The organism is Frankia sp. BMG5.60, from assembly GCF_059428125.1.
Genome location: NZ_CM182091.1, coordinates 1,804,678 through 1,824,719, shown reverse-complemented (window position 1 = coordinate 1,824,719; position 20,042 = coordinate 1,804,678). Strand labels below are relative to the sequence as shown.

At 74.3% G+C, this 20,042-nt stretch carries 2 protein-coding genes; both read left to right on the top strand.

What is annotated here, in order from left to right:
• Window positions 1-64: 64 nt before the first annotated feature.
• Window positions 65-4,906 (top strand): amino acid adenylation domain-containing protein, encoded by a 4,842-nt coding sequence (locus AC5R91_RS07200; protein WP_495396368.1) that lies wholly within the window; start codon window positions 65-67, stop codon window positions 4,904-4,906.
• Window positions 4,903-19,884 carry an amino acid adenylation domain-containing protein gene (locus AC5R91_RS07195; RefSeq protein WP_495396367.1) on the top strand — a complete coding sequence of 4,994 codons (14,982 nt, stop codon included), beginning with the start codon at window positions 4,903-4,905 and terminating at the stop codon, window positions 19,882-19,884. Before AC5R91_RS07200 ends, AC5R91_RS07195 begins: the two co-directional genes overlap by 4 nt.
• Window positions 19,885-20,042 lie beyond the last annotated feature (158 nt).

The following is a 20,042-nucleotide window of genomic DNA, read 5'->3' as shown; positions in this document are numbered from 1 at the left end:
TTCGACCTGACGAACAGCGAGGGACAGTAATGGCGCGGGACGACCGGACCCGGACGGCCGCGCCGTGAGCATCGACGAGCGCGCGAAGGACCCGCGTGCCCTGCGCCGGGAGCTGGCCCGGCGACGGCTCGCCGAACAGGGCCTCGCCTCCGGACCCGTCCCGAGCCCCGCGTCTGCGCCCGCCTCCGCCTCCGTGCCCGCCGCCGGATCGACCTCGGCGTCGGGCACCGCCGGGGGGACATCCGCCGCCGGCGGGGGCCGGCCGCTGTCCGCCGGGCAGCGCCGGATGTGGTCGCTGCAGAACCTCGACCCGCGCACGACCGGGTACAACGTCCGGCTTGCGCTGGATCTGGCGGGACCGGTACGTGCGGACGCCGTCGTCGCCGCGGCCGAGGCGGTCGTCGCCCGGCACGGCGTGCTGCGGACCACCTACCGGATGGACGGCGACGGCCGGGTGGTCCAGGTGGTCCATCCGATGCTTGCGCCGGTCGTCGACCAGCGGGATCTCACCGGCCTTCCGGCCGGCGAGCGGTCCGCCCGCGCGGGTGAGCTGTGCGCCGCGCTCGCCGCGATCCCGTTCGACCTGTCCGCCGACTCCCCGCTGCGGATCGGCCTGTTCACGACGGGCCCGCAGGCGCTGACCCTGATCGTCGTCGCCCATCACATCGCCTGGGACGACAGCACCACGGCGATCTTCTTCGGCGAGCTGGTCGCGTTCCTGCGCGATCCGTCCGCCGTCCTGCCCGCCGCGCCGCAGTACGCCGACGTGGCGCTCCGCCCGGCGGCGCAGGACCCCGCGGCCGAGGCCGGGCTCGCGTTCTGGCGCGGCACCCTCGACCCGTTGCCGGAGCCGCTCGTCCTGCCCGAGCTCACCGCCGCCGACCGGGGCGCCGGCGGCGTCGACCAGACGCGGGTGCTCGGTGCGGGGATGGCCACCCGGGTCCGGGACGCGGCTCGCGAACACAGCGCGTCCACCTTCATGATCCTCACCGCCGCCGTCGCCGTGCTGCTGCGCCGCTACGGCGGGGCCCGCGACGTGGTGATCGGCGTGCCGGTCGTCAACCGGGACGTCGCCGGGGGCGCCAAGGTGGTCGGCTACCTCGGCAACACGATCCCGCTGCGGCTGCGCCTGGACGACGCGGACACCTTCATCGCCCTCGTGGCCCAGGCGCGACAGGTGTGCCTCGCCGCCTACGCCCACCAGGACGTCGACCTCGACGACATCGGCCGGGCGGTGGACCCCGAGCGGGCGCGGGGCGACGCCGCGCTGTTCGGTGTCGTGCTCTCGCTGCGTGCCTCGATGCTGGCGCCGTTCCGGGCGGCCGGGATCACCGCGTGGCGCCGGCACGTGCCCGGCGACGGCGCCCGCTTCGATCTGACCCTCGCCGTCGAGATCGACGGCGACACGGTCACCGTCGAGGCCAACCACCCGGCGACCGGTCCGGCCCGTGCCCTCGTCGCCCGCCTGCTCGGTCACCTCGACCGGTTGCTGGACGTGGTGCTCGCCCGCCCCGACATCGTGCTGCGCGACCTCGACCTGCTCAGCGACACCGAGCGTGACCAGCTCCTCGTCGGGTGGAACGACACCGCCGCCGTCCCGGCGCCCGAGCTGCTGCCCGAGCGGTTCGCCGCCCAGGCGACGGCGACGCCCGACGCACCGGCCGTGCTGGCCGACGGCGAGCTGCTGACCTACCGGCAGCTCGACCGCCGGGCGAACCGGCTGGCCCGGCTGCTCGTCGAGCACGGCGCCGGCCCCGAGTCGGTGGTGGCGCTGGGGATCGGGCGGTCCGCCGACATGGTGGTCGCGGTGCTCGCGGTCGCCAAGGCGGGCGCGTCCTACGTGCCGGTCGACCCGGACTACCCGCCCGACCGGGTGCGGCTCATGCTGACGGACTCCCGACCAGTCCTGCTGATCACCACCGCCGCCGGGCAGGGGGCGCTGCCCGGCCTTCCCGGCCTCGGCGCGGTGCTGCTCGACGCCCCGGACACCCTCGCCCGCCTGGGCGCACTGCCCGACCACGACCTCACCGACGCCGACCGGGTCACCCCCCTGAACCCCGAACACCCGGCGTACGTGATCTACACCTCCGGGTCGACCGGCGTGCCCAAGGGCGTGGTCGTCGCCCACCGGGCGCTCGCCAACCACCTGGACTGGGCCGTGGCGCGCTTCCCCGGCCTGGCCGGCCACACCCTCATGCACTCCTCGATCTCGTTCGACTTCTCGGTCACCCCGCTGCTGGCGACCCTCACCTGCGGCGGCGCGGTCGAGCTGTGCGCCGACTCGCCGGACGCCATCGCCCGGGCCGCCGGCGCGGCCACCTTCCTCAAGATCACGCCGAGTCATCTGCCGCTGCTGCCGTCGGTGCGGTTCGCCGACGACGGCCCGCGCACCCTCGTCATCGCCGGCGAGGAGCTGCGCGGCGAGGCCCTGGACCAGTGGAACCGTCCGCCGGACGACCGGTTCGCCGTCATCAACGAGTACGGCCCGACCGAGACGACGGTCGGCGCCCTGCTGCACCCGGTGGACGCCGCCCCCGACGGGGCCGGAGCAGTCGGAGTCGTCGGAGCCGTCGGAGTCGTCGGCGCCGTCCCCGTCGGGTCGCCGGTGGCCAACACGACCTGCCACGTCCTCGACGAGAACCTGCGCCTCGTCCCCCTCGGCGTGCCCGGCGAGCTGTACATCGGCGGGGCGCAGCTCGCCCGCGGCTACCTGAACCGGCCGGGTCTGAGCGCGTCCCGGTTCGTCGCCGACCCCTACGGGCCGCCCGGTGCGCGGCTGTACCGCACCGGCGACCTGATGCGGCGGCTGCCGTCGGGTGCGCTGCAGTTCCTCGGCCGGGTCGACGACCAGGTCAAGATCCGCGGCTACCGGGTCGAACTCGGCGAGATCGAGTCCGTCCTGCTGACCTTCCCCGGCGTAGCCCAGGCCACGGTGGCCGCCCGCACCGACGGTCCCGGCGGCCGTTACCTGGCCGCCTATCTGGTGCTCACCGACGGCGCGCAGCCGGCTGCCGTGGCCCTGCGCGAGCACGCCGCCGCGGTCCTGCCCGACCACCTGGTGCCCGCGACACTGACCTTCCTGCCCGCGCTCCCGCTCTCGCCGTCGGGCAAGGTCGACCGACGCGCCCTGCCCGCCCCCCGCTTCGGCACCGACCCGGCCGCCGCCGGCCCGGCGCGAGCGCCCGCGAGCGGCGCCGAGACGACGCTGGCCGGCCTGTTCGCCGACATCCTCGGGGTCGAATCGGTACGACTCGACGAGTCGTTCTTCGAGCTCGGCGGCGACAGCATCCTGGCGATCCGACTGGTCAGCCGCGCCCGTCGGGAGGGCCTGCGGTTCACCCCCAGGGAGGTGTTCGCGCACCGCACGGTGGAGTCGCTGGCGGCCGCCGCCACCGTCGCCGCCACCACGGACGGCGGGCCCGCCGCGGCGGCCGGGGACGCCGACGGAGTCGGCCCGGTCGAGCTGACGCCGATCATGCGCTCGTTCGCCGACCGCGGCCCCCTCGCCGACGAGCACCGGATGTCGGTCGTCGTCGATCTCCCCGCCGCGCCCGACGCGGCGGCGTTGGAACGGGCCCTGCAGGCCGTCCTCGACCGCCACGACGCGCTGCGGGCCCGACTCGACCGCGCCGGCACGCCGCCCGTGCTCACGTTCGGCCCGGTGGGTTCGGTGGCCGCGGCGTCGGTGCTGCGCCGGGTCGGCGTCGACGGCCCGGTGTCCGCGGACCGCGTCGCGGGCGGGCTCGCCGCGGCGGCGTCCCGGCTGGCGCCGGGAGACGGCCGGGTCCTGCAGGCAGTGCTGCTCGACGCCGGCCCGGCCCGGCCCGCGCGGCTGCTGCTGGTCGCCCACCATCTGGTCGTCGACGGGGTCTCCTGGCGGATCATCGTCGAGGACCTGGCCACGGCCTACCAGGACGCGGCGGCCGGCCGCGAACCCATCCTTGCGCCCGTGCCGACCTCCTTCCGGACGTGGGCCCGCGGCCTCGCCCGCGCCGCCGCCGGGCGCACGGCGGAGACCGCCCGGTGGCGGGACCTGCTCGACGGACGCGGCGAACTGCTGGGCCGGCGCCATGCCGATCCGGCCCGCGACACCTGGTCGACCGTGCGGACCCACACCGTCCGGCTGGCACCGGACGTCGCCGAGCCACTGCTGACCTCGGTGCCCGCCGCGTTCTTCGCCGGGGTCGACGACGTGCTGCTCGCCGGGCTCGCGCTCGCCCTCGGCTCGTGGCCGGCCGCCCGCGGTGACGCGGGCCGCTGCGCGCTCGTGCTGCTCGAGGGCCACGGGCGTCAGGAGACCGCGGTCGCCGGCAGCGACCTGGCCCGCACCGTCGGCTGGTTCACCAGCCAGCATCCCGTCCGGCTGGACACCCGGGGCGTCGACCTCGCCGACGCGCTCGCCGGCGGTCCCGCCGCCGGGACGGTCATCAAGCGGGTCAAGGAGCACCTGCGTTCCCTGCCGGACCACGGCATCGGCTACGGCATGCTGCGTCACCTCGACCCGCAGGCGGGGGCACAGCTCGCCGCCCGGCCCGTCCCGCAGATCGGCTTCAACTACCTGGGCCGCTTCGAGGCACCGAGCGGCGCCGGTTGGCGGGTCGCCGCCGACGGCATCGGCGCCGCCTACGGCCCGGACATGCCGCTGCCCGCCGGCCTGGTCGTGAACGCGATCACCGAGGACACCGCCGAGGGCCCGCGCCTGGTGGCGCACTGGATGTACGCCGAGGGGCTCTTCGACGCCGCGTCGGTCGCCGACCTCGCGGCCCGGTGGTGCGCCGCCCTCGAGGCTCTCGTCCGGCATGCCGCCGGCGCGGGGGCGGGCGGGCGGACCCCATCGGACCTGTCCCTGGTCTCCCTGGACCAGAACCAGCTCGACGCCCTTGAGGCGATGTGGAGGACGACGTGAGCGCCGGCGGTTCCGCGATCGAGGACATTCTCCCGCTGTCCCCGTTGCAGAAGGGGCTGGTGTTCCACGCCGCCCTGGCCGACGGCACCCCCGGGGCCCCCGAGGCCCCCGGCACCGACAGCACCGACGGCAGCACCGGCACCGACGCGGGCACCGACGCCGACGCGGGCACCGACGCCGTCGCCGGCACGGACGCCTATGTGGCGCAGCTCGTCGTGGACCTCGACGGCCCGCTCGACCCCGCCCGGCTGCGCCGCGCCGCGAACGCGCTGGTGGCCCGGCACTCGGCGCTGCGCAGCGGGTTTGTCATGGACGTCGGCGACCCGGTCCAGATCGTGCTGCGCAAGGTCGAGGTTCCCTGGACCGAGATCGACCTCACCGGGGTCGATCCGACCGGGGCCGATCCGACAGAGGCCGACCTGACCGGGGCCGAGCACCGTGCCGACGAGCTCGTGGCGGCCGACCGGCGGCGCAGCTTCGACCTGCGCCGCCCGCCGTTGCTGCGCGCCATGCTGCTGGTGTTCGGTCCCGACCGGCACCGGTTCGTGCTCACCAACCATCACGTGATCATGGATGGCTGGTCGACGCCGCTGGTGATGCGCGACCTGTTCGCCCTCTACGCCGCCGACGGGGCCGCGCCCGCGCTGCCCGCTGTGCGCCCGTACCGTGACCACCTCGTCTGGCTCGCCGAGCGCGACGCGGCGGCGTCACTCGACGCCTGGCGTATCGCGTTGGACGGCGTCACGGCGGCGACGCACCTGGTACCCGCCGCCCAGGGGGAACCCGCGGTCCTCCCCGACGAGCTGGTGGAGACGCTGCCGGCCGAGCTGGTGGCGGGGCTGACCGGGCTCGCCCGCTCCCTTGGCGTCACCCTGAACACGGTGGTCCAGCTCGGCTGGGGGATCCTCGCCGGCCGGCTCACCGGGTCCGACGACGTCGTCTTCGGGGCGACGGTCTCCGGCCGGCCCGCCGACCTGCCCGGGGTCGAGGCCATGGTCGGCCTGTTCATCAACACGGTGCCGGTGCGGGTCCGGCTGCGCCCGGCCGAGCCGGTGGCCGAGCTCGCCGTCCGCCTGCAACGGGAGCAGGCCGACCTGCTCGACCACCAGCACTGCGGGCTGGCCGACATCCAGCAGGCCGTCGGCTTCGGCACCGGCGAGCTGTTCGACAGCCTGGTGGTGTTCGAGTCGTTCCCGTTCGACGGCGCGGCGATCGACGGTGCCCTCGCCGCCGGCGGCCTGCGCGCCGCCGGGGTGCACCGGCCGATCTCCACGCACTACCCGCTGACGCTCATGGTGATGCCGTCCGGCGGCGGACTCGAGGTCACGCTCAAGTACCGCCTGCGCGAGGTCGGCGCGGACGGCGCCCGGCTGCTGCTCGCCCGGCTGCGCCGCGTGCTCGCGTCGATCGTCGCGGACCCCGGGGCCGCCGTCGCGTCGGTGGGGATCCTGGCGGACGACGAGTCGGCGGCGATCCTGCGCCGTGCCCTCGGCGCCGGGCCGCTCGACCTCGCGGACGCCACCCTGCACGAGCTGTTCGAGGCGGTCGTCGACCGCACGCCCGGCGCCGTCGCCGTCGAGTGGGACACCCACACCCTCACCTACGCCGAGCTCGACGCCCGGGCGAACGCGCTGGCCCACCGCCTGATCGCCCTCGGGGCGGGTCCCGAGCGGCTGGTCGCCGTCCTGCTGCCCCGCGGGGCCGACCTCGTCGTCGCCGCGCTCGCCGCGCTCAAGGCCGGCGCGGGCTACCTGCCGGTCGACCCCGGCTACCCGACCGACCGCATCGCGTTCACCCTGCGCGACGCGCGGCCCGTCGCCGTGGTCGCGGAGGCCGGGCAGGACCTGCCCGCCACCGCCCCGCCCCGGCTCACCCCCGACGGCGCCGTGTCGACCGAGCGGCCCGCCCGGCCCGGCCGATCCGAGCAGGCCGCGTACGTCATCTACACCTCGGGGTCGACGGGCGTCCCCAAGGGCGTGATCGTCTCTCACCGTTCCGTCCTCGCGCTGTTCCGCGCGGCCCGGTCGCTGTTCACGTTCGACCCCGACGACGTGTGGACGCTGTTCCACTCCTTCTCGTTCGACTTCTCGGTCTGGGAGACCTGGGGGCCGCTGCTGCACGGCGGCCGGCTCGTCGTCGTCCCGCACGAGGTCTCCCGCTCGCCCGCCGACTTCCTCGAGCTGCTCGCCCGGCACCGCGTGACCGTGCTCAACCAGACGCCGTCCGCCTTCTACCAGCTTGCCGCCGCGGACGCCGATCAGCCGGGTACCCGCCTCGCGCTGCGGACCGTGATCTTCGGCGGGGAGGCGCTCGACCCGGCCCGGCTCGCCGGCTGGCACGCACGCCGCCCCGACGCGCCGCGGCTGGTCAACATGTACGGGATCACCGAGACCACGGTGCACGTGACGCACCGCGAGCTGACCGCGGACGCGCTCGCCGCCTCGTCGAGCGTCATCGGCGCCGGCCTGCCCGGGTTCGGCGTGTACGTCCTGGACGGCGGGCTGCGCCCGGTGCCCGACGGCACCGTCGGCGAGCTGTACCTCTCCGGCCCGCAGGTCGGCCGGGGGTACCTGGGCCGCGCCGGACTGACCGCGGCCCGGTTCGTGGCCGACCCGTTCGGCGCGCCGGGTGGCCGGCTCTACCGCAGCGGCGACCTCGCGCGCTGGACCACCGCCGGCGAGCTGGAGTACCTGGGGCGCTCCGACGACCAGGTGAAGATCCGCGGGTTCCGGATCGAACCCGCCGAGATCGAGTCCGTCCTCGCGACCGCCCCGGCAGTCGCCGGCGCCGCGGTCACCGTCCGGACCGACCGGCCCGGCGGCGCCTACCTCGCCGGCTACGTTGCCGGGCACGTCGCCGGGCACGTTGCCGGGCACGTCGACTCGCACGTCGACGGGCGGCGGCCGGACGTCGCATCGATCCGGGAGTACCTGGTCGGGCGCCTGCCCGAGCACATGGTGCCCGCGGTACTGACGGTGCTCGACGCGCTGCCACTCACCACGAACGGCAAGCTGGACCGTGCGGCGCTGCCCGCCGCCGACCTCACCGCCGCGCTGCCGGCCGGGCGCCCGCCCGCCGACGGCGTGGAGCGTGTCCTCGCCGACCTGTTCGCGCAGGTCCTCGGCCGGGAGAGCGTCGGCGCCGACGACTCGTTCTTCGAGCTCGGCGGCGACAGCATCATGTCCATCCAGCTCGTCGCGCGGGCCCGCGCGGCCGGCCTGCCCCTGCGCCCCCGCCAGGTCTTCGAGCTGCGGACCGTCGCCGCCCTGGCCGCGGCGGCCACCACTGCGCCCGCGCCCGCCGAGAGCCAGACGTCCACCGAGGGCCCGGCAGCCGGCGGGCTTGCGGCATCTTGCGCGTCCGTGACGGCCGAGGCGCCCGTGACGGCCGAGGCGCCCGTGACGAGCGAGGCGCCCGCGACGGTCGGGGTGCCCGCGGTGGCCGGAGAACCGCCGGCCCCGGGTACGCGGAGCCGGGGCGCCGGTGGATGGACGCCCGCCGACGTTCCCCTGGTCGCCGCGACCCAGGCGGATATCGAACGCTGGCAGGCCCGCCACCCCGACCTCATCGACGTGTTGCCGCTGTCCCCGCTGCAGGAGGGGCTGTTCTTCCACGCCCGCTTCGACGCGGACGGCGTGGACTTCTACGCCGTCCAACTGGTCATCGACCTACGGGGAGACCTGGACGTCACCCGGCTGCGGACGGCGGCCCGCGAGCTGCTCGACCTGCACCCGGCCCTGCGCACCGTCTTCGTCGACGACGGAACCGAACCCGTCCAGATGGTGCTGGGCGACGTCGAGCCCGCGTTCACCGTCCTCGACCTGACCGCCCAGGGCCCCTCCGCCCACGCCTCCACCGCGGGAGTGGCGGGTGCGCTCGAGGAGTTCCTCGCGGCCGACCGCACCACCCGGTTCGACCTGGACGTCCAGCCGCCGCTGCGGTTCACCATCGTCCGCCTCGGGGCCAGCGAACACCGGCTCGTGGTGACCACCCATCACCTCGTCCTCGACGGCTGGTCCACCCCGCTGGTCATCCGCGACCTGCTCGCCCTCTACCAGGCGTCGGGCCAGGCGGACGCCGCCGCCCTCACCCGGCCGCGGCCGTACCGGGACTTCCTCGCCTGGCTGGCCGGCCAGGACCGGGCCGAGTCCCGGGCCGCCTGGGCGGAGGTCCTCCGGGGGGTCGACCAGCCCACCCTGCTGGCCGGGCCCGACGCACGCGAGACCGGGGTCATCCCCGACGCCGTCCTCGACGTCGTGCCGGCCACGGTGACCGCGCGGCTCAGCGGGACCGCCCGCCAGCGCGGCGTCACTGTCAACACGCTGCTCAGCGCCGCCTGGGGCCTGGTACTCGGGCGGCTCACCGGCTCCGACGACGTTGTCTTCGGGGTGACGGTCTCGGGCCGCCCGCCGGAGATCGCGGGGGTGGAGTCGATGGTCGGCCTGTTCATCAACACCGTTCCCGTCCGGGTCCGCTGGTCGCCGGGGGAGAGCGCCGACACCCTGCTGGACCGGCTGCACGAGGCTCAGATCGCGGTGCTCGACCACCAGTACCTCGGTCTGACCGAGATCCAGGGCGCCGTCGGCGTCGGCGGTGGTCGACTGTTCGACACGCTCATGGTGTTCGAGACGTTCCCGCTGGAGACGACCGACCTGCTCGACCCGGCTCGTTCCGGCGGCCTGACCGCCGAGGTCGGCCTGCCGCGCGGCTACACGCACTACCCGCTGACCCTCCTGCTCATGCCCGATCAGGACGAGCTGCGCGTCAAACTGGAATACCGTCCGGACCTGTTCTCCGAACAGACCGCGCGGACCATTCTGCGGCGTTTCCTCGACGTGCTCGCCCAGCTCGCGAGCCAGCCAGAACTCTCCCTTTCCCAGCTCGACGTCCTTTCGGTGGACGAGCGCCGCGAGCTGGTCGAGGAGTGGAGCGGCGCGGACGTGAGCGTCGCCGCCACCCCGTCGGGTTCCGGTGCTTTCTCGTCGGTGCTGGGTGTGTGGGATGGGGTGGTGGGTGCTGGTGGTGGTGAGGTGGCGGTGGTGTGTGGGGGCGTGTCGTTGTCGTTTGGTGAGGTGGATGGGGTTGCTTCGCGGTTGGCGGCGGTGTTGCGGCGGGTGGGGGTGGGGTCTGAGGTGCGGGTGGGGGTGGTGGTGCCGCGGGGTGTGGAGGTGGTGGTGGTGATGGTGGCGGTGTGGAAGGCGGGGGGTGTGGTGGTGCCGGTGGATCCGGTGCATCCGGTGTCGCGGGTGGGTGTGGTGTTGGGGGAGGCGGATCCGCTGGTGGTGGTGACGTCGTCGGTGGTGGCGGACCGGGTGGTGGAGGCGGGGTTCTCGGGTCGGCTGATTTTGGTTGACGATCCGGATTCCTGGCCGGACACGAATCCGGTTGCGATTGCGGGTTCGGGTACGGAGGTGGGTGCGGGCTCGGAGTCGGATGCGGGTGCGGGTGCGGTCTCGGATGTGAATGCGGGTTCGGGTTCGCCTGCGGGTTCGGGTTCGGCTGTGGGTGCGGGGGTTTTGTCGGGGCCGGTGGGGCCTGGGTCGGCGGCGTATGTGGTGTTTACGTCGGGGTCGACGGGGCGTCCGAAGGGGGTGGTGGGTACGCATGAGGGTCTGGTGAATCTGGCGTTGGCGCATCGGGCGGCGGTGATCGAGCCGGCGGTGGGCCGGCTGGGTGGTCGGCGGTTGCGGGTGTTGAACGTGTTGTCGTTTGCGTTTGACGGGTCTTTGGATCCGCTGGTGTGGATGTTGGCGGGGCATGCGATGCATGTGCTGCCGGACGAGTTGATGGGGGATGCGGCGGGGATTGTGCGGGTGGTCCGTGAGGAGCGGATTGATTTCGTGGATGTGCCGCCGTCGTTGTTGGAACTGCTGGTGGATGACGGTTTGCTGGCCGGTGCCTGGGTGCCGTCGGTGGTCGCGACCGGGGCGGAGGCGGTGGGTTCTCGCCTGTGGGACGCATTGGGTTCGGCGCCGGGTGTGCAGGGGTTGAATTTCTACGGGCCGACGGAATGCACCGTGGACGCCACCTGGACACCCGTGCAGACCGGCACAGGGCCGCATATCGGCCGGCCGGTCGCGGGGCTGCGGACCTATGTGCTGGATGGTGCGTTGTCGCCCGTGCCGGCCGGCGTGGCCGGAGAGCTGTATGTCGGTGGTGTCGGGGTGGCCCGTGGTTATGCGGGTCGGCCGGGGGAGACGGCGTCGCGGTTCGTCGCGAGCCCGTTCGGGGACGGCGAGCGGCTGTACCGGACCGGGGATCTGGTGCGATGGCAGCCCGAGGGCACGCTGGAGTTCCTCGGTCGTGCGGACGAGCAGGTGAAGATTCGTGGCTATCGGGTGGAGCCCGGTGAGGTCGAAGCGGTGCTGGGCGGGCTGCCCGGGGTGAACCAGGCGGTGGTGGTCGCCCGCACGGACAACGGCGTGGCCCGACTGGTCGGCTACGTCACCGCCGACCAGCCCACCACGATCGATCCCGATCAGCTTCGGGCCGCGACGGCGGCGGTTCTTCCGGACTATCTGGTGCCCGCGGCTGTGGTCGTGCTGGCAGCGTTTCCGGTCTCGCCGAACGGCAAGCTCGACCGTCGGGCGCTGCCCGCGCCGAGCTTCACCGGCGGGGCCACCACCGGCCGGGTCCCCGCGACGCCGAGCGAACGTCTGCTCGCGGGGCTGTTCGGGGAATTGCTCGGCGTGGACGACGTCGGCCTCGACGACTCGTTCTTCGCCCTCGGCGGGCACTCCCTGCTCGCCGCCCGCCTCATCGCCCGCGTCCGCGCGGCGACGAACCTGCCCGTCTCGATCCGCTCGGTGTTCGACGCCCCGATGGTCGCCACCCTGGCCGCCCACCTGGACGCGCTTGACGCCCAGCCTGGATATCCCGCGCTCACCGCGGCCGACCGTCCCGACCCCCTGCCGCTGTCGGCGGCCCAGCGGCGCCTGTGGTTCCTCCACCGGCTCGAAGGCCCGTCGAGCACCTACAACCTGCCGTTCGCCACGCGGCTGACCGGCCCGCTCGACCTCGCGGCCCTGCGGGCGGCCGTCCAGGATGTCGTCGCCCGGCACGAGACCCTGCGGACCGTCTTCCCGGAGGTCGACGGGACGCCGGTGCAGCGCATTCTCGACGACGACGTCGCCGTGCCGTTCTCGTGCGTCGACGTCACCGAGGACGGCCTCGCCGCTGCGCTCCGTGACGTCCACGAGACGCCGATCCGGCTGGAGACCGAGATCCCGCTCCTGGTCCAGGTGCTGCGGATCGCCGCCGATAATCATGTCCTGGCCATGGTCGTGCACCACATCGCCGGCGACGAGGGCTCGACCACGCCGTTCCTGCGCGATCTGGCGACCGCCTACGCGGCCCGCCGGCGCGGCGGCGCCCCGGCCTGGTCACCTCTTCCGATCCAGTACGGCGACTACACCCGGTGGCACCAGGAGCTGCTCGGCGCGCCGGACGCACCCACGGAGCTGGCCGAGCGCCAGCTCAGCTACTGGACGACGACCCTCGCCGGCCTTCCCACGCAGGTGGAGCTACCCGCCGACCGGCCCAGGCCCGCGATCCCCGTCGCGGGCGGTGGGCGGGTGCGGGGAGAGATCTCCGCGACGACCATGGTAACGCTGCGTCCGTTGCTCACCCAGACCGGAACCAGCGAGCTCACGTTGGCGCACCTGGCCGTCGCGGTCACCCTGCACAAGCTCGGCGCCGGCGCCGACATTCCCCTGGGCGCACTGGTCGCCGGCCGGGTCGATCCCGCCCTGGAGTCCCTGGTGGGCTTCTTCGTGAACACGGTGGTGGTCCGACTCGACCTTTCCGGCGACCCGACCCTGCGCGAACTGCTGCACCGGGTCCGGCGCAGTTCACTGGACGCCCACGCCCACGCCGACGTCCCGTTCGACAGCGTCGTGGAACGGGTCAACCCCGAGCGCGCCGCGGGCCGCCACCCGCTCGTCCAGACCCTCGTGGACTACTGGAACCCCGCGGCCGGGAATCCGGGGCTCGACGGCCTCGACCTGGCCCCGCTGGAACCGGCCGAACCGGCGGCCGCGAAGTTCGACCTCGGATTCACCTTCGCCCCGGACCTGCGCGGCGGTGGCCTGCTCACCTCGGTCGAGTACGACGCCGACCTGTTCGACCGGGCGAACGTCGAAAGTATTCTGGCCCGCCTCGGCCGCGTGCTCGCCGCCTTCGCGGGCAACCCGGATGTTCCGCTGTCCGGGGTGGACGTACTTTCCGCTGAGGAACGTGAGCTTCTGCTGGGCGAGTGGAGCGGCGTTTCGGCCCTGAATCCGGCCGCGCTGCCGGCCGGCTCCGATTCCGCTGCGGCTACCGGCGCGGATCGCGTTCCGTTCTCGTCGGTGCTGGGTGTGTGGGATGGGGTGGTGGGTGCTGGTGGTGGTGAGGTGGCGGTGGTGTGTGGGGGTGTGTCGTTGTCGTTTGGTGAGGTGGATGGGGTTGCTTCGCGGTTGGCGGCGGTGTTGCGGCGGGTGGGGGTGGGGTCTGAGGTGCGGGTGGGGGTGGTGGTGCCGCGGGGTGTGGAGGTGGTGGTGGTGATGGTGGCGGTGTGGAAGGCGGGGGGTGTGGTGGTGCCGGTGGATCCGGTGCATCCGGTGTCGCGGGTGGGTGTGGTGTTGGGGGAGGCGGATCCGCTGGTGGTGGTGACGTCGTCGGTGGTGGCGGACCGGGTGGTGGAGGCGGGGTTCTCGGGTCGGACGATTCTGGTGGACGACCCGGATTCCTGGTCGGAGGTGAATTCGGGCTCGGAGTCGGATGCGGGTGCGGTCTCGGATGTGAATGCGGGTTCGGGTTCGCCTGCGGGTTCGGGTTCGGCTGTGGGTTCGGGGGTTTTGTCGGGGCCGGTGGGGCCTGGGTCGGCGGCGTATGTGGTGTTTACGTCGGGGTCGACGGGGCGTCCGAAGGGGGTGGTGGGTACGCATGAGGGTCTGGTGAATCTGGCGTTGGCGCATCGGGCGGCGGTGATCGAGCCGGCGGTGGGCCGGCTGGGTGGTCGGCGGTTGCGGGTGTTGAACGTGTTGTCGTTTGCGTTTGACGGGTCTTTGGATCCGCTGGTGTGGATGTTGGCGGGGCATGCGATGCATGTGCTGCCGGACGAGTTGATGGGGGATGCGGCGGGGATTGTGCGGGTGGTCCGTGAGGAGCGGATTGATTTCGTGGATGTGCCGCCGTCGTTGTTGGAACTGCTGGTGGATGACGGTTTGCTGGCCGGTGCCTGGGTGCCGTCGGTGGTCGCGACCGGGGCGGAGGCGGTGGGTTCTCGCCTGTGGGACGCATTGGGTTCGGCGCCGGGTGTGCAGGGGTTGAATTTCTACGGGCCGACGGAATGCACGGTCGACGCGACCTGGACACCTGTGGAATCCGGGGTGGGTTCGCATATTGGCCGTGCGGTCGCGGGGCTGCGGACCTATGTGCTGGACGGCGCGTTGCTGCCCGTGCCGGTCGGGGTGGCCGGGGAGCTGTATGTGGGTGGTGCGGGTGTGGCCCGCGGTTACGAGGGTCGGCCGGGGGAGACGGCGTCGCGGTTTGTGGCGGACCCGTTCGGGGACGGCGAGCGGCTGTACCGGACGGGGGATCTCGTGCGGTGGCAGTCAGACGGCATGCTGGAGTTCCTGGGCCGCGCCGACGAGCAGGTGAAGATTCGTGGCTATCGGGTGGAGCCCGGTGAGGTCGAAGCGGTGCTGGGTGGGCTGCCCGGGGTGAACCAGGCCGTGGTGGTCGCCCGCACCGACAACGGGATCACCCGTCTCGTCGGCTACGTCACCGGCCACCACCCAACCACGATCGGCCCCGACCGCGGGGACGCCTCCGCAACGGGTCCCGGGGACGCTTCCGCGGCGGAGCGGGGAGAACCGCTCGATCCCGATCAGCTTCGGGCCGCGACCGCGGCGGTTCTTCCGGACTATCTGGTGCCCGCGGCCGTGGTCGTCCTCGACGCGTTCCCGTCGTCGCCGAACGGCAAGCTCGACCGCCGGGCCCTGCCCGCGCCGTCCTTCACCGGCGGCGCCGGCACCGGCCGAGCCCCGGCGACGCCGACGGAGCGTCTGCTCGCGGGGCTGTTCGGGGCGCTGCTCGGCGTCGACGACGTCGGCCTCGACGACTCGTTCTTCGCCCTCGGCGGGCACTCCCTGCTCGCCGCCCGCCTCATCGCCCGGATCCGGACCGAGACCGGCGCGGAGACCCCAGTCCGCACGGTCTTCGACACCCCCACCGTGGCCGGCCTCGCGGCCGCGCTGGACGCCGAGCGACCCCCCTCGGCGCGGATTGCGCTCGGGCCCCGGCCCCGGCCCGAGCGGCTTGCGCTGTCCGCCGCCCAGCGCCGGCTGTGGTTCCTCGACCGGCTCGAAGGCCCGTCGAGCACCTACAACGTCCCCTTCGTGGCCCGCCTGCGCGGCGACCTCGACGTCGCCGCCCTCACCGCCGCGTTCGACGACGTCGTCACCCGGCACGAGTCCCTGCGCACCGTCTTCCCCGACGACGGCGGCACGCCCTACCAGCAGATCCTGGCCGAGTGCCGCGCGGCGGTCGCCCTCGTCGAGACCGGCGAGGGCGAGTTGCCGGCCCTGGTCGCCGAGGCCGTCTCCCGACCGTTCGACCTGGGGACGCAGCCGCCGCTGCGCGTGCACCTGTTCCGCCTCGCGGCCGACGACCACGTGCTCGGGCTGGTGGTGCACCACATCGCCGGGGACGAGTGGTCGACCGACCCCCTGCTCGCCGACCTGGCGACCGCCTACGCGGCCCGGTCGGCCGGCGTCGCGCCGGCGTGGCGGCCGCTGCCCGTCCAGTACGCCGACTACACCCTCTGGCAGCAGGAACTGCTCGGCGATCCCGACGACCCCGACAGCGTCCTCGCCGGCCAGTTGCGGTACTGGACGCGGACGCTCGCGGAGCTGCCCGAGGAGATCCCGCTGCCCGTCGACCGCCCGCGCCGCGCCGGTTCGCCGCCACGCGGCGGGGAGGTGCGCTTCCCGGTGCCCGCCGGCGTCGTCCAGGGCCTGCGCGACCTGGGGCGTGACACGGGCACGACGGAGTTCATGACCGCGTGCGCCGCCGTGGCGGTCCTGCTCCACAAGCTCGGCGCCGGCCGCGACATCCCGCTCGGCGCGCTGTCCGCGGGCCGCGGCGACGAGGCGCTGCACAACCTCGTCGGCTTCTTCGTCAACACCGTGGTGCTGCGCACCCGGCTCGACGGCGACCCGACGCTGCGTGACCTGCTGCTCGACGTGCGGGAGGCGGCGCTGGACGCCTACGCGCACGCCGACGCGCCGTTCGACCGGGTCGTGGAGGCGGTCAACCCGGAGCGGGCCGCGCGACGGCACCCGCTGTTCCAGACGATGGTCGACTTCCGCGAGGCCGGGACCGCGGCCGCCGGGCTCGCCGGGATCGACGTCTCCGCCCTGACCGGCGACGACGACACGACCGGCGACGACGACACGACTGGCCACGACGACACGGCGGCCGGGGCGAAGTTCGACCTCGCGTTCGACTTCACGCCGCGGCCGGACGGCACCTACGGCGGCTGCGTGGAGTACGACGCCGACCTGTTCGACCGGGCCACGATCGAGGGTTTCGCCACGCGGCTCGTCCACACGATGCGGATCCTCGGCACCGCCGCCGAGACCCGGCTGTCCGCGCTGGACGTGCTCAACCCCGACGAGCGGCACCGCCTGCTCGTCGAGTGGACCGACACCGTCACCCCGCTGGCCGACACGACGGTGCCCGCGCTGTTCGCCGAGCAGGCGGCCCGCACCCCGGACGCGCTCGCCCTCGTCGACGGCGACGCCCGGCTGAGCTACGCCGACCTCGACCGCAGGGCCGACGCCGTCGCCGCCGGGCTGCTCGCCCTCGGCGTCACCACCGAGGACGTCGTCGGCGCGCACCTCGACCGGTCCGCCGACCTGGTCGCGGCACTGCTCGGCATCCAGCGGATCGGCGCGGCCTTCGTGCCGCTGGAACCCGGCTGGCCCGCCCGCCGGATCGCCGACATCCACCGCACGGCCCGGCTGCGCGCCGTGGTCAGCGCCACCGGAACCGGGCTGCCCGACGAGCTCGACGTGCCCGTCCTGATCGCCGGGGAGACCCCGGCCGCGCCGGCACCCGTCCCGGTCGCGCCCCTGCACCCGGACGGCCTCGCGTACGTCATCTACACCTCGGGTTCGACCGGCACCCCGAAGGGGGCGATGATCGGCCATCAGGCGATCGCCGCCCGGCTGCTGTGGCAGCGCGGCCTGCTGGGCTTCGGCCCCGGCGACGCCGTCCTGTTCAAGGCCCCGCTCGGCTTCGACATCTCGGTCAACGAGATCTTCCTGCCGCTGGCGACCGGCGCCACCCTGGTCATCGCCAGGCCGGGCGGCGAGCGGGACGTCGACTACCTGCTCGAGATGATCACCCGGCACCGGGTCACCTTCACCTACCTGGTCGCCTCGATGCTGGACATGCTGCTGCAGCTCCCCGGTATCGACGGGGCCGTCGGCACGCTGCGCCACGTCTGGTGCGGCGGCGAGGCCCTCACCCCCGAGCTGTTCGGGCGCTTCCGCGCGACGCTCAACGCGGTGATGTACCACGGGTACGGCCCGGCGGAGGCCACCATCGGCGTCAGTCACGACATCTACCGCGACGACGCCGAGCGGTTCGGCATCAGCATCGGCCGGCCCAACCCGAACACCCGCCTGTACGTGCTCGACGAGGCGCTGAACCCGACGCCCGTGGGGGTGCAGGGTGAGCTCTACGCGGGCGGCCTGCCGCTCGGCCGCGGTTACGTGGGCGATCCGGGCCAGACCGCGGCCCGCTTCGTCGCGGACCCGTGGACGCCCGGGGCCCGGCTCTACCGCACCGGCGACCTCGCCCGCTGGACGGCCGCCGGCACGCTGGAGTTCGTCGGGCGGGCCGACCACCAGGTCAAGATCAGGGGGATGCGGGTCGAGCTCCAGGAGATCGAGGCCGCGCTCGGCGAGCACGACCGCGTGCGGCAGGCGGTGGTCACGGTGCACCGCAACGCCGGCGGCGCCGCGCATCTCGTCGGCTACGTCACCGGCGTGCCCGGCGCGCAGCCGGACGTCGAGGGCCTGCGCCGGTGGCTGGGCGGCCGGCTGCCCGACCACATGGTGCCGACGATCATCCAGTCGCTGGACGCCATCCCGCTGACGCCCGCGGGCAAGGTCGACCGGCGCGCCCTGCCGGCCCCGCAGCCGCGGGGCACCGGCCGGGCGGCGGGCTCGGCGACGGAGAGAACGCTCGCCGGGCTCGTCACGGACCTGCTGGCGGTGGCGGAGGTGGGCCCCGACGACTCCTTCTTCGCGCTCGGCGGGGACAGCATCGTCTCGATCCAGCTCGTCGCCCGGGCCCGCGCCGCGGGGCTGCGGATCACCCCCGGCGACGTGTTCACGCACCGCACCATCGCCGAGATCGCCGCAGCCGCCGACGCCAAGGCGGCCGCCGAACCCGCGGGACCGCCCGTCGCCACGCACGAGGCGACGGGACCGGTGCCCCTCACTCCGATCATGCGCGCGGTCCTCGAACGCGACGGCCTGCGGCCCCGGTTCGCCCAGGCGGTGGTGCTGGTGGCACCGGACGACCTCGACCTCGCCGCGCTCGAGGCGGCGGTCGGCACGCTGCTGCGCCGGCACGACATCCTGCGCGCCGTCGTCACTCCGGACGCGGACGACTGGACCATGGTCATCCCACCCTGCGCCGAGCCGGCGCGACCGGTCGTGCGCCGCGTCGAGCTCGGCGACGGCCCCGACGCGCCGTCGAGCGCCGAGGTCGTCCGCGCCGAGACGGCCGCGGCGGCGGACCGGCTGGACCCGGCGGCGGGCCTGCTGCTGGAGGTGGTCTGGTTCGACGGCGGACCGGCGGGCGGCCTGGTCTCGCTGGTCGCGCACCACCTCGCCGTCGACGAGGTGTCCTGGCGGATCCTCGTGCCCGACCTCGCCGACGCGCTGCGGCGCGTGCGCGGCGGGCTCGCACCCGACGACGCGCCGGCCGCAACGCCCTTCCGGCACTGGGCGCTCGGCCTGGCCGACGCGGCGGTCCTGCCGGCCCGGGTCGCCGAGCTGCCGATGTGGCGGGAGATGGCCGGCGGCGACGAGCCCCCGTTGGGCACGCGGCACCTGGACCCGAGCCGCGACCTGACCTCCACGCTGCGCACCGTCCGCGCGGAGCTGCCGGTCGCGGCGACCCGCCCCCTGCTCACCGACGTCCCCGAGGCGTTCTTCACCGGAGTGGACGACGTCCTGCTCGCGGCCCTGGGCCTCGCCGTCGCGGACTGGGGCCGCGGACACGGCCGCAGCGCCCCGCACCTGCGCATCGCGCTCGAGGGGCACGGGCGGGAGGAGGCGGCCGTGCCCGGCGCCGATCTCTCCCAGACGGTCGGCTGGTTCACCAGCCTGTACCCCGTACGGCTCGACCTGACCGAGGTCGACCTCGACGACGCCCGCGCGGGTGGCGCTTCGGTGGGCCGGCTGGTCAAGTCGGTCAAGGAGAACCGGCGGGCGATGGCCGACCACGGCCTGGGCTACGGGCTGCTGCGGTACCTGAACCCGGGGGTGGGCGCCGAGCTGGGCCGGTCGTCGGCGCCGCAGATCATCTTCAACTACCTGGGCCGGTCCAGCGGCAAGGCCGACCGGGGCCCGTGGTCGCCGGCGGCCGGCTTCGCCGATCTCGCCGGCTTCTCCGACCTGTCGGCACCGGCCGCGGCCTGCCTGGTGGTCACCGCGCTCACGGAGGACACCGACGCCGGCCCCGTGCTGCGGTCCTCCTGGTCCTACCCCGCCGAGCTGTTCGGCGACGGCGAGGTCGACGCCCTCGCCGCGGCGTGGGGCGCCGCGCTCGCCTCCCTCGCCGAGCACGTCGCCGGCGGGGCCGGCGCCGGCAGCGGCGCCGGCAGCGGCGGGCACACCCCGTCGGACATGCCCCTGGTCTCCCTCGACCAAAGCACCCTGGACGCCTTCGAGGATCGGTGGCGGCTCCAGTGAGCAGGCCAGATCTCGACGCTCTTCTCCGGTGTCCCGACAGCCGGTCGGCTGAACCCGGACGTCTTTTCCGTAACCGCGCCCCGCCGTCGGCGGCGATTCGCTCCCGCAGCATCACCCGAAACACGGCCAGGCCGATTCGGCGGTTTCGCGCGCCCTTT